Genomic DNA, 15,171 nt, shown 5'->3' on the forward strand with positions numbered 1-15,171 from the left:
AATTTAGGCGGCAACGGGTTTGCGTTTGGCACCATCCCCGCGTAAAGGGACCGTGATCAAAACGAAGCTTGGAATGAAAACAGGTGCTATGCGCCTTTTTTGCTCTCAAGCTCCCACATGCAGATCGTTTTGTGCCACTATGCAGTGGTGGGAACGATGTGTTGCAGGAAAGAGGCTTGGAAGACAGTAGCGACATGCAAACTTTCAAACTGAAAAAAGGGTTGGAGCTGCCGGTGCAAGGCGCGCCAGAGCAGACGATCCAACCGGGTCCTGAATTCAGGTCTGTCGGGGTTTTGGGGGCTGATTATCTGGGCCTGAAACCGCGCATGCTGGTTCAAGAGGGTGAAGAGGTTCAGCGGGGCACACCGTTGTTTTGCCACAAGGACGTGCCCGAGGCGATGATGGTCGCCCCGCTCAGCGGCAAGATCGTGGCCATCAACCGTGGTGCGCGTCGGGTGTTGCAGAGCGTCGTGATCGAAGTCTCGGACGCCAACGACACAGGTCTGGATTTCTCGGCTGTGGGCAACGCCGATACCGCCGAGGGCGTGACCGAACGTCTATGTGCGGCTGGCCTGTGGACCGCTTTCCGCACACGGCCCTATTCCAAGATGCCCCCACCAGGTACCAAGCCCACGGCAATTTTCGTGACAGCAATGGATAGTGAGCCTTTGGCCGCTGATGCCGCGATCATTATCCAGGATGCAGGTGACGCCTTTGCTGTCGGCCTGAGCGCAGTTGCCAAGCTGACCGAGGGCAAGACGTATCTGTGCCAAAATGAGGGTGCAGCCCTGCCGGGCGCCGACGTTTCGGGTGTTGAAGCCGCTGCATTTTCCGGACCGCACCCCGCAGGTCTGGCTGGAACACACATCCACTTCCTTGAGCCGCTGGCCGGCGAAAAGCAGGTTTGGACGATCGGCTATCAGGATGTCATCGCGATTGGCCGTCTGATGCAAACGGGCCATCTGGATCCGAACATTGTGGTTGCCCTTTCAGGCCCCGGCGCGCGTCAACCCCGCCTGATCCGCACTGTCATGGGGGCATCGACCGATGACCTGACCCGCGACGAAATCAATGTGGACGGGACTGCCCGCGTAATCTCGGGCTCGATCCTGTCGGGCCGTCATGCTGAGGGGCCGCAAGCCTATCTGGGCCGTTTTGCGAGGCAGATCAGCATCATCCGCGAAGATCATGATCAGCACACGCTGGGCTGGATTCTTCCGATGCCTTCGAAATATGCGGTTCAGCCCGTTTTGGGTTCGGCCTTTGCCAAGAAACTGTTTGCATTCACGTCTAACCTGAATGGTGGACGCCGTGCGATGGTTCCGACCGGTACATTCGAACAGTTGATGCCGCAGGACTATTTGCCGACGCAACTGCTGCGCGCATTGCTGGTGATGGACACGGATTCCGCACAGGCGCTGGGTGCGCTCGAGTTGGACGAAGAGGATTTGGGCCTTGTCGGCTTTGCCTGTCCGGCGAAATATGAATATGGGCTAGCGCTGCGCGACTGCCTTACAAAGATTGAAAAGGAGGGCTGATCCGAATGGGTTTGCGCAACTTCTTTGACCGGATCGAGCCGAACTTTACCAAAGGCGGCAAGTACGAGAAGTATTTCCCCATCTATGAGATGGTCGAAAGCTTTATCTACACTCCGAAAACCGTAACCTCCGTTGCACCCCATGCGCGGTCCTACGTGGATATGAAGCGGATCATGACCTATGTCGTGATCGCCACGATCCCTTGTATCCTGTGGGGAATGTACAATACCGGCTTTCAGGCGAACTCGGCCATTGCCGCGCTTGGACCCGATTCAGCCACTGGCTGGCGGATCGCGATCCTGCAGATGTTCGGCATCTCCCTGAACCCCGCCAGCATCTTTGCCAATGTGATGCACGGGATGATGTATTTCCTGCCGATTTACATCGTCACTCTGGTTGCAGGCGGTATCTTCGAGGTCATCTTTGCGACTGTTCGCGGCCATGAGGTGAACGAGGGTTTCCTTGTAACATCAATGCTTTACACGCTGATCATGCCCGCATCCACGCCACTTTGGCAGGTTGCGTTGGGCATCATCTTCGGGGTGGTGATCGGTAAAGAAGTCTTTGGCGGCACTGGCAAGAACTTCCTGAACCCAGCACTCGTCGGTCGTGCGTTCCTGTACTTTGCCTATCCGGCGAACATGTCGGGTGACACGGTCTGGACTCCGGTTGATGGCTTTTCAGGCGCGACGGCGCTGTCGGTATCCGCATCGGAAGGATATCAGGCGTTGGCCACCGAGGGGCTGACATGGTGGAATGCGTTTCTGGGTCAGATGCAGGGCAGCTTTGGTGAAACATCAACGCTCGCCTGTATGATCGGCCTGGCATTCCTGCTGACGACCCGCATCGCCAATTTCCGACTGATTGTCGGCTGTCTGGCTGGGACCATAGGTCTGACGCTGCTGTTTAACCTCATTGGGTCGGATACCAACCCGATGTTCGCGATGCCATGGTACTGGCACGTCGTCGTCGGTGGTTACGCTTTCGGTCTGGCTTTCATGGTGACCGAGCCCGTTTCAGCCAGCCATACCAACATGGGCCGGTATATCTACGGTGCTCTGATCGGTATCATGGTTGTGTTGATCCGTGTGGTGAACCCCGCTTTCCCCGAAGGCATGATGCTGGCAATCCTGTTCGGTAACGTCTTTGCACCGCTGATTGACTACTTCGTCGTTCAGGCAAACATCAAACGGAGGGCGCGTCGCCATGTCTGATACGCAATCCCCAGAACCCAAGGGCGCGATTGCCAAGTTTCTGGCGGCCTCGCCGGACTCGGTCGGTAAAACGATCTTTATCGCCGTCGCCGTTTGTCTGGTGGCCTCGATGGTTGTGTCAGCCGCAGCCGTAAGCCTGCGCCCGGTCCAGGAAGCCAACGCGCTGAAGGACAAGCAGATCAACGTTCTGCAGGTAGCTGGTGTTTACGAACCCGGCACCGGCGTGTCCGAGGCATTCGCCGCATTCGAGCCGCACGTTGTTGAGCTTTCGACGGGTGAGTTCGTCGACGACCAGTTCGATCCCGCAACATTCGACGATCTGGCCGCCGCAAGCGATCCAGAGCTGAGCGTCGTGCTGGACGATGACCCGGCTGGTATCGGTCGCAAGGCGTTGTACCGTGTTGTCTACCTGCTGCGCGACGAATCCGGCGAGTTGGACAAGGTGATCCTGCCGCTGCACGGCTATGGTCTGTGGTCGACGCTCTATGGCTTTATCGCGCTGGAAAACAACGGCAACGATATCTACGGCCTTCAATTCTATCAGCACGGCGAAACCCCCGGTCTTGGCGCCGAGGTGGACAATCCGCGTTGGAAAGCATTGTGGAACGGCAAGAAGCTGCGGGATGATGCCGGTGATCTGCAGATCACAGTATCCAAGTCGCAACCTGCCGCTGGCGCCGACTTTTATGTAGATGCGCTGGCCGGTGCCACGCTGACTTCGGTTGGTGTTGATAACCTGGTGAAATTCTGGATGGGTGATGCGGGCTTCGCTCCGTTCCTGGCCAAACTGCAAGCAGGAGAGTTCTGATGTCCCAGACCAAGAGAGAGATGCTGGTCGACCCGCTTGTCGACAACAACCCGATCACACTGCAGGTGCTGGGTATCTGTTCGGCGCTGGCGGTGACCTCTTCGCTGCAGGTGTCCTTCGTGATGGCGCTGGCGGTTACCTTCGTGACCTCGTTCTCGTCCTTCTTCATCTCATGCCTGCGCAACCAGATCCCGGGTTCGATCCGGATCATCGTACAGATGGTGATCATCGCCTCGCTGGTGATCCTGGTGGATCAGGTTCTCAAGGCTTACGCCTTTGAGATTTCCAAAACCTTGTCGGTTTTTGTCGGCCTGATCATCACCAACTGTATCGTGATGGGCCGCGCCGAAGCATTTGCGATGAAGAACCCGCCCGTCGCGTCCTTCATTGACGGCTTGGGCAACGGAATGGGCTACGGTCTGATCCTGCTGCTTGTTGGCTTCATTCGCGAACTGTTCGGCAACGGATCGCTGTTTGGCGTTACCATTCTGGAAACCGTGAACAATGGTGGCTGGTACGTGCCCAACGGCATGCTGCTGCTGCCGCCGTCCGCGTTCTTTATCATCGGCTTGATCATCTGGGCCTTCCGCACATGGAAGCCGAACCAGGTCGAAGAGCGTGAATACAAAATTCAGCAGGTAGAGGCCCACTGATGGAAGGTCTGATTTCACTGGCCGTGAAGGCCATCTTTGTTGAAAACCTCGCGCTCAGCTTCTTCCTCGGGATGTGTACATTCATCGCCGTATCCAAGAAGATCTCGACCGCGCTGGGTCTGGGCATCTCGGTCATGGTCGTTCAGGCGATCACCGTTCCCACGAACAACCTGCTGCTCAGTTATCTGCTGAAGCCCGGTGCGTTGGCTTGGGCGGGTTTCCCTGATGTGGACCTGACCTTCCTTGGTCTGATCTCCTACATTGGCGTGATCGCGGCGATGGTGCAGATCCTTGAGATGGTTCTGGATAAGTACTTCCCGCCGCTCTACAACGCGCTGGGGATCTTCCTGCCGCTTATCACAGTGAACTGCGCCATTCTGGGGGGATCGCTGTTTATGGTCGAGCGTGACTATAACTTTGCCGAAGCAGCCACTTACGGTGTGTCTTCGGGCTTTGGCTGGGCACTGGCGATCACCGCGATGGCGGGCGTTCGTGAAAAGCTGAAATACTCGGATATTCCGGATGGCTTGCAGGGTCTTGGCATCACCTTCATCACCGCGGGACTGATGGCGATGGCCTTCATGTCTTTCTCGGGCGTGAAGCTGTAAGGAGGGACGAATGGAAACTTTTAGCCTGGGCGTCGTCCTTTTCACCCTGATCGTTGTCGCTTTGGTGGCCCTCATCATGGCCGCACGTTCGAGACTAGTATCGACCGGCGATGTGAACATCACAATCAACGGCGAAAAAACCATTTCCGTTCCCGCAGGTGGCAAATTGCTGCAGACACTGGCGGCCGAAAAGCTGTTTGTGCCTTCTGCCTGCGGCGGTGGTGGCACCTGTGCGCAGTGCCGCGTGCGTGTGCATTCAGGTGGCGGTTCGATCCTGCCGACTGAAGAAAGCCATATCACCAAGCGCGAAGCGTCTTGCGGCGACCGCCTGTCCTGTCAGGTTGCGGTCAAGCAGGACATGAACATCGAAGTTCCTGAAGAGGTCTTTGGCGTCAAAAAATGGGAATGCACGGTTCGCTCGAACGAAAACGTGGCAACCTTCATCAAAGCGCTGACGCTGGATCTGCCCGAGGGCGAGGACGTGAACTTCCGCGCCGGCGGATACATCCAGATCGAAGCCCCTGCGCATGCGTTGAAATACACTGATTTCGACGTGGAAGAGGAATACCGCGAAGATTGGGACCGCTTCAATCTGTGGCAGTATGAGTCGGTTGTGAACGAACCGATCGAGCGCGCGTATTCAATGGCCAACTACCCGGACGAAAAAGGCATGATCATGCTGAACGTCCGCGTTGCCTCGCCACCTCCTGGCTCCGAAGGTATCCCAGCGGGACAGATGTCGTCTTACATCTTCAACCTGAAACCGGGTGACAAGGTCACCATCTCGGGCCCGTTTGGCGAATTCTTTGCCCGCGACACCCAGAAAGAGATGGTCTTTATCGGCGGCGGCGCCGGTATGGCGCCGATGCGCAGCCACATCTTCGACCAGCTCAAGCGCCTGGAAAATCGCGACCGCAAAATCAGCTTCTGGTACGGCGCACGGTCCAAGAAAGAGATGTTCTTTGTCGAGGATTTCGACACTCTGGCCGAGGAATTCGACAACTTCGAATGGCACGTGGCCCTGTCGGATGCGCAGCCAGAGGACGATTGGAAAGGCTACACCGGCTTTATCCACAATGTTCTGTTCGAAGAATATCTCAAGAACCACCCTGCGCCTGAGGACTGTGAGTTCTATATGTGTGGCCCGCCAATCATGAACCAGTCGGTCATCAACATGCTGCTGGATATGGGCGTGGACCGCGAAGACATTATGCTCGACGATTTCGGCGGGTAAGAAACAAAGAACCGGCGCTTATAGCGCCGGTTATCTTTTGTGTTCAAAGGCGAAGGTCGCTGGCCTCTATCGGTAGGACCGACTTGACGTCGAAGACCACACTTGTGTCTTTTCCGTACGATCTGATTTGCGCGGGTTTGACATCCAAAAACTCTCGATGTGCGACGGCTAAAACGACGCCGTCATAGGCGCGTTCGTTGGGGGCGGCAACAAGGGAAATGCCATATTCTACCTGTGCTTCGGAGGCATCGGCGTGCGGGTCATGCACATCGACCTCAATACCGTAATCCTTCAGTTCGTCTATGATGTCGACGACCCTGGTGTTGCGCAGATCGGGACAGTTTTCCTTGAATGTCAGCCCCATGACCAACACGCGCGCCGATCCGACGTCAATCCCGACACGGGTCATCCGCTTTACCAGTTGCGACACGACATAGCCGCCCATGCTGTCGTTCAGGCGTCGCCCGGCCAGAATGATCTGTGGATGATGGCCAACCGCCTCTGCCTTATGTGTCAGGTAATAAGGATTGACGCCGATGCAGTGTCCGCCGACTAGGCCAGGACGGAAGGGCAAAAAATTCCACTTGGTGCCAGCTGCGCGCAAAACGGCATCGGTATCAATGCCCAGGCGTCCAAAAATCATCGCCAATTCATTGACCAGCGCGATGTTCAGGACTCGTTGGGTGTTTTCGATAACTTTCGCGGCTTCGGCTACGCGGGTGCTTTCCGCTTTGTGTGTACCTGCCGCGATAATCCGGCCATAAAGCACATCTACCAAATCGGCAACTTCGGGTGTCGAGCCCGAGGTCACCTTGCAAATGTCCGAGATCCGATGGGCCTTATCACCCGGATTGATCCGCTCTGAGCTGTATCCGGCAAGGAAGTCCGTGTTGAATGTAAGTCCTGAAACCCGTTCGAGGACCGGCACACAGTCATCCTCGGTTGCACCTGGATAGACAGTGGATTCGTAAATTACCAAGTCACCTTTTTTCAGAATACGCCTGACCGTCTCGGACGCACTCAGCAAAGGCGACAAATCCGGTTGTTTGCCCGCCGTGATTGGCGTTGGAACCGTCACAATAAAGGTGTCACATCCCGCCAAATCGGAAGGTTCCGAAGTAAAGGTCAAACCTGTCGCAGCGGTCAGATCTTTGGGTTCGACTTCCTGAGTGTTGTCACGTCCCGCGTGCAACGCATCAATGCGTTTGGCATTAATATCAAACCCAACTACCGGGCCCACCCCGGCAAACGCCACAACCAGTGGCAAATCGCCATAGCTAACCCAATGACGACATTTCTTCGGGAACCGAGATTAGTTTCGTACATGCAGGAACTCAGTTCATTTCCCGTGATACTCACGAAACCATTCGACAAAACGAACGATCCCGTCTTTGAAGTCGGTTTTGGGACGATAACCAGTGAGTTTCTGAAGCAAATCATTGTTGGCCCAAGTCGCGGGCACGTCGCCCTTTTGCATGGGCATGTAGTTGCGGATAGCTTTCTTACCAACGGCTTCTTCGATGGCATCGATGAAATCCATCAGCCGAACTTTGTCGCCATTACCTACATTGACCACGCGCCAGGGCGCTACGGGTGAAAGGCTGTCTCCGTCTTCGATGTCGTTTGCGTTGTCCGGGCGCACTGGCGGAACGTCGATCAGCAACCTGATTCCGCGCACCAGATCATCTACATGGGTGAAATCACGGTACATGTCACCGTGGTTGTAGATGTCAATTGGGCGGTTTTCCAGAATGGCATTTACAAACTTGTAATACGCCAGATCGGGACGGCCCCAAGTGCCATATACGGTAAAGAAGCGGAACATTGTGGTCGGAAGGTTCCAAAGATGCGCATAGGAATGTCCCATCGCTTCATTGGCCTTTTTGGTTGCCGCATAAATAGTCAGTGGCGCGTCGGCCTTATCCACCTCGGTGAAGGGCATCACCTCATTCGCGCCATAGACCGACGAGGTGGACGCCATCAACAGGTGTTCAACCTTATGTTCGCGGGCAACCTCCATCACGTTGAATGTGCCCACAATATTCGAGTCGATATAGCTACGCGGATTCTCCAGGCTGTAACGCACGCCTGCCTGACCGGCCAGGTGCACGATCACATCTGGCTGAAAATCATCACCAACCTGTTTGAGCTTTTCGTGATTTTCCAACAAATCCTCGGTGACGGAAAATCCAGGGTTTTGCAGCAGCATCTGATGCCGGCGATCTTTTAGCGCGACATCATAGTAATCGGTCATCCCGTCATAGCCGTGCACCCGGAATCCTTCCGAAAGCAACAGTTTCGCAAGATGGAACCCGATGAAACCCGCTGTACCCGTTACCAGAACGTGCTTCATTTTACCCTCGACCTATAACCGAACCAATTTTGGCATCAAGGATACTGTCAGTCAGCCAAGGTCAAGGGATTTCTGCCGGAAGGATCAGCCTACGATCATTTGTTTCATACGTAACGCTTCATACTCCAGCTCTTTCAGCCGGAAATGAACAACGTCACCGATTGTGACTACGCCGCGCAGTTTGCCGTCGCCAACAACGGGCATGTGGCGAAAACGTCCTTCGGTCATGGTTTTCAGGACATCATTCAACAAATCGTCTGGTGAACATGTCTTGACCTCGCGCGTCATCAGATCCTCGACGGATTGTGGCAGGGTCTGGCCGGGCGTGTCAGCCATGCGCCGGACGATGTCGCGTTCGGACAGAATACCCTGAAGGGTGCCGTTCTGGTCGGTCACGACCACGGCGCCAATCCGCTTTTCACTGAGGGTATTCACGACCGAATGGATCGTGTCGTTTGGGCGCACCGCAAATACAGCATCCCCTTTACCCGCAAGCAATTTTGCCACCGTCGTCTGCGAGTGCGACAGATTGGATTCAACCGATTGGCTGTGCGTGCTTGTATCGGTCTTGTCGCCGCGGGTAGGGGGCTGATATGAGGTTGGGGCCATTGGCAATCTCCTCTTATTTTTGAGATGGCTTCCCTTACACCTTACCGCAGCAATGCGGTCTGTATAGGGTGCAAATGCCCAAACCGGGGAAAACTGCCGCTAAACAAGGATATCCGGCCTGTTGTCTGACTTGTACCTTACCCCGCCCGTCGCAGTGCTGATTTTCTTTGCCGTTGTCGTATGCGGCCATAACTTTAGAATGGCCTGGAAACAGCAGCCGGTTGGCTGGCAAAAGAAAGCCTGGTTGTTCGGTGTGCCGGCCGGCATTGGGCTACTTATGTTAGGCTTCCTGCCGCTAAAGCTGTGAAGTCGGTTTGACTCTGCATGGGGCCGCTGGCATATGCCGGGCACGGTTTTCCTCTGGAGGTCTCTCGATGCGCCTTTTGCCTGTTCTGGCTGTTGCAACACTTGTTTCCGGATGTCTCTTTGACAAAGAACTCGAGGTTGTGCGTCTGTCCGGTGAGACCATGGGTACCACATTCAACATCACCGCTATCGGCATGGATGTGGATGAGACTGCATTGGGCTCTGCCGTCGAAGAGACGTTGGCAGACGTGAACGCCAAGATGTCCAACTGGGACCCCAACTCAGAGGTTTCGACATTTTCGGCGTCGTCCAGCACTGAACCCACTGAGGTTTCCGAAGAATTTGCGCTGGTTTTAGGTGCAGCAAATGACGTGCACGAAAAATCGGGCGGCACGTTCGACGTAACGCTTGGCCCGCTGATCGAACTGTGGGGCTTTGGTCCGCGCAAGCCAGAAGATCCGGTGCCTTCAGATGCCGAGATACAGGCGGCGTTGGAAAGCGTTGGTCAGGAACGCTTGCTGATGTTGGACAGCGACAACGGAACTTTGGCCAAATCAGATGCTGGCGTGGGCATCAACCTGTCAGCAATCGCCAAAGGATATGGCATCGACGCGGTGGCTGCGACGCTGCGCGACGCTGGGATCGAAAACTATATGGTCGAGATCGGCGGTGATTTGGTCACCATGGGCGAGAACGACAAGGGTGAGGCTTGGCGGATCGGGATCGAAAAGCCCGAAGCGGGGGCCCAAAACCTGCAGTTGGTAGTTGAGCTTGACAACTTTGGTATGGCGACGTCGGGCGACTACAAGAATTTCTTTGAACAAGACGGCGTGCGGTATTCGCATATCATCGACCCAACAACAGGTCGTCCGATCACGCATCGCACGACCTCGGTCACAGTTCTGGCCGAAAATGCGATGATGGCGGATGCCTGGGCGACAGCGATGTTAGCGCTGGGTCAGGATAAGGGCCTGGAGTTGGCTGAAGAACATAAACTTGCCGTGTATTTCATCTCGCGGGATGTGACAGGCGGCGATGATGCCTATATTACGGTTCACAGCACTGCGTTCAAAGACGCACTGGGCACCAACTGACAGGTAGGAACCGGGATGAGCACCTTTATCATAGCCTTTTTTCTGCTTTTGATCATCGTAGTTGGCATGTCGCTGGGTGTCATGCTGATGGGCAAGACGATCAAAGGTAGCTGTGGTGGTCTGAATGCGATTTCAGGCGCGGACAAGTGCGTGGTCTGCCAAAAGGATGTCGACCCGGACTCGCCCCTACGCGATCAGTTGCAGTGTAAACGCGCCAAAAAGATGCTTGAGCAGATGGAGCGTCAGGCTTAAGCCCAGATTGCGCTTCGCTATAGTGTTGGAAATGGCTAAATAGACCCCTGAGACATCTTGGGGGATGGCGCGGGTTTGGCCAAAGCCAAAAACATACTGTTTATCATGTTCGATCAGTTGCGCTGGGATTATCTCAGCTGTTACGGGCATCCGCATTTGCAGACCCCCAACATTGACCGGCTGGCATCCAAGGGTGTGCGCTTTGACCGGGCCTATATCCAGTCCCCTATTTGCGGCAGCTCGCGCATGTCGAATTATACCGGCCGCTACGTACATTCACACGGTGCCTCATGGAATGGAATTCCGCTGAAAGTTGGTGAAATCACGATGGGGGATCACCTGCGCAAGGCAGGCATGGACTGCTGGTTGGTCGGCAAGACCCTTATGCGCGCAGATGCGGAAGGCATGGAACGGCTGGGGTTGGAGCCCGACAGTCTGATTGGCGCGCGCGTCGCGGAATGCGGGTTTGATGTATATGAACGCGATGACGGTATGCTGCCCGAAGGGCTCGACGGTTTTTATGATCCCGATGGTGCGAAGGAATACAACAAGCATCTGGCTGCAAAAGGGTATGAGAGTGACAATCCCTGGCACGACTTTGCCAATTCGGGTCTGGATGAGGGCGGCAATGTCCTGTCCGGCTGGTTTTTGAAGAACTCAACCGAGGCGGCCAACATAGCGGAAGAGGACAGCGAAACCCCTTATCTGACCGGACTTGGCATCAAATTCATGGACACCCATGATGGCCCGTGGTGCTGTCATCTGAGCTTTATCAAGCCGCATTGGCCATACATCGTGCCGGAACCTTATGCCTCGATGTACGGGCCGGAACATGTTCTGCCGGTTGTGCGCTCCCACGCGGAACGTCAGAATGCGCATCCGGTGCTCAAGGCATTCATGGGTACTAAAGTCGGGCAAACTTTCTCGCGGCAGGATGCGCGGGATGCGGTGATCCCGGCCTATATGGGGCTGATCAAGCAGGCCGATGACCAGATGGGTCGCCTGTTTGAATGGATGGAGAAAACCGGCCGGATGGAGGACACGATGATCGTGCTGACATCCGATCACGGCGATTTTCTGGGCGATCACTGGATGGGCGAGAAAACGTTCTTTCAGGACGCATCAACCAAGGTGCCACTGATCATTTATGACCCGTCACCCGAAGCAGACGGAACGCGTGGCACCGTCAGCGAAGCGCTGATTGAATCCATCGACCTTGCTCCGACATTTGTGGATGTGGCGGGCGGTGAGATCGCAGGGTATATCCTTGAGGGGCATTCCTTGCTTCCGATCCTGCATGGGCAGCAGAATGAAACACCCCGCGACGTGGTAATTTGTGAGTACGATTACTCTGCATCACCAATTGCAGACATGCTGAATGCCTCTGTCCGGGACGCAGTCATGTTCATGGCGGCCAACAAAAAATGGAAGCTGATCCACTGCGAAGGCGGCCATCGGCCTATCCTGTTTGATCTGGAAAATGACCCTAACGAGCTTGTCGATCTGGGGAACAGTGCCGATCACGCCGATATTATTGCCAAAATGTACGACCGCCTGTTCGTTTGGACACGCCGCCAGTCGCAGCGCACGACTCGGTCGGAACAACAGCTGATTGAGATGCGGAGCAAAAGCCGGGGCAGGGGGATCGTGGTCGGGGTCTATGATGAAAATGATGCGCCGCTAGACCTGACCGTCAAGTATCGCGACCGTAAGGCGCGTCCGTATACGGAATTGATAAACAAGGGTTGAGCGGCCTAAGTATTAAATCTGCACAACCGCGCACAAAATAAGGTTCAATTGCCCGAGGGCAGGCGATACAAGACCGACCAGAGCAGAAATCCGGAGAGCCGCAATGACCGCCCCCAAACCCGTCGTCCTGTGCATTCTTGATGGTTGGGGCCTGTCCGAAGACACTCGGTCTAACGCGCCATTTCTTGCAGATACTCCGACCTTTGATGCGGTCATGACCAATGGGCCGCACGCAACCATAATTACACATGGCCCGGATGCAGGCTTGCCCAGCGGCCAGATGGGCAATTCCGAGGTAGGTCACACCAATATCGGGGCTGGCCGCGTTGTTGCGATGGATCTGGGGCAGATTGACCTGGCGATTGAAGACGGCAGCTTTTTCGACAATGCCGCATTGCAGACCTTCATCGCAAAGGTGAAGGCAGCAGGTGGAACGGCGCATCTGATGGGTTTGGTCTCGGACGGTGGTGTCCACGGTCATTTGAACCACATCGTCGCTGCTGCCAAGGCGATCACCGATGCGGGCGTTCCGGTGGCGTTGCACGCCATGACGGACGGGCGCGACGTCGCTCCGAAATCGGCATTCACCTACCTGTCGGAACTTGAAGATCGTTTGCCCGACGGTGCGCGTATCGTCACGGTTTGCGGGCGGTATTTTGCAATGGATCGGGACAATCGCTGGGAACGCGTCACCGAGGCTTTTGATGCGATGGTCAAAGGCCAGGGTCGGGCAGCCACAACCGCGCATGGCGCTGTGGATCACGCATATAGCCAGTCTGAAACCGATGAATTCATCTCTCCCACTGTACTGGAAGGCTACGAAGGCATTCAGGATGGTGACGGGGTTTTCTGCCTGAATTTCCGAGCGGACCGCGCCCGTGAAATCTTGCGTGCAATTGGCGAGCCCAACTTCGCTGAATTCGACACAGGCCCACGCCCGCAGCTTTCCGCCCTGTTGGGGATGGTCGAATATTCCGATGGTCACAATGACTATATGACAACCGTATTCCCAAAGCGGAAAATTGTGAACACTTTGGGTGAGTGGGTTGCCAAGAAGGGGTTGCGCCAGTTCCGTCTGGCCGAGACCGAAAAATACCCCCATGTCACGTTCTTCCTCAATGGTGGCAAGGAAACGCCCGAGGAAGGCGAAGACCGGTTTATGCCGAAGTCGCCCAAAGTGGCCACCTACGACCTGCAGCCCGAGATGTCTTCGGCCGAAGTGACGGCGAAGTTTGTCGAGGCGATCGAGGCCGGATACGACCTGATCATCACCAACTATGCCAACCCTGACATGGTCGGTCACACGGGCGATCTGCAGGCTGCTATCAAGGCATGTGAGGCCGTCGATCAGGGCTTGTCACAGGTTGTCGCGGCGCTGAACAAGGTCGGTGGCGCGATGATCGTCACTGCGGATCACGGCAATTGCGAGGTCATGGTTGACCCCGAAACCGGCGGGCCGCACACCGCGCATACTCTGAACCCGGTTCCCGTGGCGCTGGTCGGTGGACCAAAAGATGCATCGCTGCGAAACGGCCGCCTTTCCGATCTGGCCCCGACGCTGCTGGACCTGATGGGTCTTGAGCAACCGCCCGAGATGACGGGGAAGAGCCTGCTGTCATGAGGATGCGCGCGCTTATCTTTGCGATATGTCTTGCGTCGCCTGCCAGCGCGCAGAATGATCCGTCCACGGCGGCCTTGAATGCGGCGCGCATGCTAGAACAGGCCTCGATCAACTTGACCGAAGCCGACGGTGCCCGCGACCGCGTGCGTGCCCTGACCGAAACTATTCAGGCTTATGAGGCCGGGCTTTCAGCGATGCGGGACGGGTTGCGCATGGCAGCGACCCGCGAGGCACAGCTGACAGCAGAATTGCGGTCGCGGGAACAGGAGGTCGCGCAGCTGCTGGGTGTATTGCAGACCATTGAGACCACGGCACCACCCGTTCTGATGCTGCACCCGTCCGGGCCCCTTGGTTCGGCGCGGGCAGGCATGATGCTGTCCGAAGTTACTCCCGGACTGAACGCGCGCGCGCAGGCACTGGCCCATGATCTGCAAGAGGTTCAGACCCTTCGGAAACTGCAGCAAAGTGCTGCGGATACCCTGGTCGAAGGGTTAACCGGTGTGCAAAACGCGCGCACCAGTCTAAGCGAAGCCATCGCCGACCGCACGGATTTGCCGCGTCGCTTTGTCGAAGATCCAGTGCGCACCGCCATCCTGATTTCATCAACCGAGACGTTGGACGGCTTTGCCAGTGGATTGTCCGAAATCTCGGAAGGCGAAATTGCCGAAACAGATGCGGATGTCTCTGACCGCAAAGGGCGGATTGCATTGCCGACCCAAGGCGTTGTTTTGCACCGCGCGGACGAGACTGACGCGGCTGGTGTGACGCGTCCCGGTGTGGTTCTGGCCACCCGTCCGCGGGCAATTGTTACAGCGCCAACCGCGGCAACAATCCGGTACCGTGGACCATTGCTGGAACTCGGGAACGTCATGATCCTCGAGCCGCAACCGGGCTTGTTGTTCGTGTTCGCCGGGCTGCAAGACGTGTACGGAGACATGGGCGAGGTGATCCCCGAAGGCACTCCGGTGGGTTTGATGCCCGGTGAATCGCCCGAAATCGGCGCAATTTTGTCAACAAGCGGTGATGGCACTGGAACTGACCGGTCAGAAACGCTCTATATAGAGGTAAGACAGAATAATAGCCCCGTGGACCCGGAATCATGGTTTCGGACCGACAAGGATGGATAAACGAG

Annotated in this window: 14 protein-coding genes; 11 read left to right on the plus strand and 3 right to left on the minus strand. The window is 56.1% G+C overall.

Features of this window, described 5'->3' with window-relative positions; all coding sequences use genetic code 11:
- Positions 1-194: 194 nt before the first annotated feature.
- The 6 genes from AC2FLA_RS08175 to nqrF are packed head-to-tail and all read left to right on the plus strand — an operon-like array spanning position 195 to position 6,055.
- The gene (locus tag AC2FLA_RS08175) at positions 195-1,538 is read left to right on the plus strand and encodes a Na(+)-translocating NADH-quinone reductase subunit A (RefSeq protein WP_496721583.1); all 1,344 of its coding nucleotides are present in this window, start codon (positions 195-197) and stop codon (positions 1,536-1,538) included.
- A 5-nt stretch (positions 1,539-1,543) separates the two neighbouring features.
- Complete coding sequence (locus AC2FLA_RS08180; RefSeq protein ID WP_496721584.1) at positions 1,544-2,752, plus strand: NADH:ubiquinone reductase (Na(+)-transporting) subunit B; 1,209 nt, start codon at positions 1,544-1,546, stop codon at positions 2,750-2,752.
- Positions 2,745-3,560, plus strand: a complete 816-nt coding sequence (locus AC2FLA_RS08185; protein WP_496721585.1) for a Na(+)-translocating NADH-quinone reductase subunit C — start codon at positions 2,745-2,747, stop codon at positions 3,558-3,560. The genes AC2FLA_RS08180 and AC2FLA_RS08185 overlap by 8 nt, the downstream gene beginning before the upstream one ends.
- On the plus strand, positions 3,560-4,213 hold the full coding sequence (locus tag AC2FLA_RS08190; protein WP_058272101.1) for an NADH:ubiquinone reductase (Na(+)-transporting) subunit D: 654 nt from the start codon (positions 3,560-3,562) through the stop codon (positions 4,211-4,213). Before AC2FLA_RS08185 ends, AC2FLA_RS08190 begins: the two co-directional genes overlap by 1 nt.
- Complete coding sequence (gene nqrE, locus AC2FLA_RS08195; protein WP_058272100.1) at positions 4,213-4,821, plus strand: NADH:ubiquinone reductase (Na(+)-transporting) subunit E; 609 nt, start codon at positions 4,213-4,215, stop codon at positions 4,819-4,821. The genes AC2FLA_RS08190 and nqrE overlap by 1 nt, the downstream gene beginning before the upstream one ends.
- Before the next feature lie 10 nt (positions 4,822-4,831).
- Positions 4,832-6,055, plus strand: a complete 1,224-nt coding sequence (nqrF, locus tag AC2FLA_RS08200; protein ID WP_496721586.1) for an NADH:ubiquinone reductase (Na(+)-transporting) subunit F — start codon at positions 4,832-4,834, stop codon at positions 6,053-6,055.
- 43 nt (positions 6,056-6,098) lie between these two features.
- Here nqrF and AC2FLA_RS08205 read toward each other — a convergent pair whose 3' ends face one another.
- The 3 genes from AC2FLA_RS08205 to AC2FLA_RS08215 all read right to left on the minus strand — a co-directional run bounded on the left by AC2FLA_RS08205 (position 6,099) and on the right by AC2FLA_RS08215 (position 9,017).
- Positions 6,099-7,322 carry a nucleotide sugar dehydrogenase gene (locus AC2FLA_RS08205; RefSeq protein ID WP_496721587.1) on the minus strand — a complete coding sequence of 408 codons (1,224 nt, stop codon included), beginning with the start codon at positions 7,320-7,322 and terminating at the stop codon, positions 6,099-6,101.
- Positions 7,323-7,394: 72 nt separating this feature from the next.
- The gene (locus tag AC2FLA_RS08210) at positions 7,395-8,408 is read right to left on the minus strand and encodes an NAD-dependent epimerase/dehydratase family protein (RefSeq protein WP_496721588.1); all 1,014 of its coding nucleotides are present in this window, start codon (positions 8,406-8,408) and stop codon (positions 7,395-7,397) included.
- 84 nt (positions 8,409-8,492) lie between these two features.
- Positions 8,493-9,017: a CBS domain-containing protein gene (locus AC2FLA_RS08215; RefSeq protein ID WP_058277144.1), complete on the minus strand. Its 525-nt coding sequence runs from the start codon at positions 9,015-9,017 to the stop codon at positions 8,493-8,495.
- A gap of 374 nt (positions 9,018-9,391) precedes the next feature.
- Between AC2FLA_RS08215 and AC2FLA_RS08220 the strand changes: the two genes are divergently transcribed.
- From AC2FLA_RS08220 to AC2FLA_RS08240, 5 genes are all read left to right on the plus strand, one after another.
- Positions 9,392-10,417 carry an FAD:protein FMN transferase gene (locus AC2FLA_RS08220; RefSeq protein WP_496721589.1) on the plus strand — a complete coding sequence of 342 codons (1,026 nt, stop codon included), beginning with the start codon at positions 9,392-9,394 and terminating at the stop codon, positions 10,415-10,417.
- 15 nt (positions 10,418-10,432) lie between these two features.
- The gene (nqrM, locus tag AC2FLA_RS08225; RefSeq protein ID WP_058277146.1) at positions 10,433-10,669 is read left to right on the plus strand and encodes a (Na+)-NQR maturation NqrM; all 237 of its coding nucleotides are present in this window, start codon (positions 10,433-10,435) and stop codon (positions 10,667-10,669) included.
- Between the two features lie 75 nt (positions 10,670-10,744).
- The gene (locus AC2FLA_RS08230; RefSeq protein ID WP_496721590.1) at positions 10,745-12,418 is read left to right on the plus strand and encodes a sulfatase-like hydrolase/transferase; all 1,674 of its coding nucleotides are present in this window, start codon (positions 10,745-10,747) and stop codon (positions 12,416-12,418) included.
- A gap of 103 nt (positions 12,419-12,521) precedes the next feature.
- On the plus strand, positions 12,522-14,039 hold the full coding sequence (gene gpmI / locus AC2FLA_RS08235; protein WP_496721591.1) for a 2,3-bisphosphoglycerate-independent phosphoglycerate mutase: 1,518 nt from the start codon (positions 12,522-12,524) through the stop codon (positions 14,037-14,039).
- Positions 14,036-15,166 carry a murein hydrolase activator EnvC family protein gene (locus AC2FLA_RS08240; protein ID WP_496721592.1) on the plus strand — a complete coding sequence of 377 codons (1,131 nt, stop codon included), beginning with the start codon at positions 14,036-14,038 and terminating at the stop codon, positions 15,164-15,166. Before gpmI ends, AC2FLA_RS08240 begins: the two co-directional genes overlap by 4 nt.
- Positions 15,167-15,171: the final 5 nt, after the last annotated feature.

The organism is Ruegeria sp. CDSA033 (assembly GCF_059612305.1).

Excerpts from the sequence above, each read along its gene's own strand:
- AC2FLA_RS08175 (WP_496721583.1), top strand. The coding sequence starts at position 195 with ATGCAAACTTTCAAACTGAAAAAAGGGTTGGAGCTGCCGGTGCAAGGC.
- AC2FLA_RS08180 (WP_496721584.1), top strand. The coding sequence starts at position 1,544 with ATGGGTTTGCGCAACTTCTTTGACCGGATCGAGCCGAACTTTACCAAA.
- AC2FLA_RS08185 (WP_496721585.1), top strand. The coding sequence starts at position 2,745 with ATGTCTGATACGCAATCCCCAGAACCCAAGGGCGCGATTGCCAAGTTT.
- AC2FLA_RS08190 (WP_058272101.1), top strand. The coding sequence starts at position 3,560 with ATGTCCCAGACCAAGAGAGAGATGCTGGTCGACCCGCTTGTCGACAAC.
- nqrE (WP_058272100.1), top strand. The coding sequence starts at position 4,213 with ATGGAAGGTCTGATTTCACTGGCCGTGAAGGCCATCTTTGTTGAAAAC.
- nqrF (WP_496721586.1), top strand. The coding sequence starts at position 4,832 with ATGGAAACTTTTAGCCTGGGCGTCGTCCTTTTCACCCTGATCGTTGTC.
- AC2FLA_RS08210 (WP_496721588.1), bottom strand. The coding sequence starts at position 8,408 with ATGAAGCACGTTCTGGTAACGGGTACAGCGGGTTTCATCGGGTTCCAT.
- AC2FLA_RS08215 (WP_058277144.1), bottom strand. The coding sequence starts at position 9,017 with ATGGCCCCAACCTCATATCAGCCCCCTACCCGCGGCGACAAGACCGAT.
- AC2FLA_RS08220 (WP_496721589.1), top strand. The coding sequence starts at position 9,392 with ATGCGCCTTTTGCCTGTTCTGGCTGTTGCAACACTTGTTTCCGGATGT.
- nqrM (WP_058277146.1), top strand. The coding sequence starts at position 10,433 with ATGAGCACCTTTATCATAGCCTTTTTTCTGCTTTTGATCATCGTAGTT.
- gpmI (WP_496721591.1), top strand. The coding sequence starts at position 12,522 with ATGACCGCCCCCAAACCCGTCGTCCTGTGCATTCTTGATGGTTGGGGC.
- AC2FLA_RS08240 (WP_496721592.1), top strand. The coding sequence starts at position 14,036 with ATGAGGATGCGCGCGCTTATCTTTGCGATATGTCTTGCGTCGCCTGCC.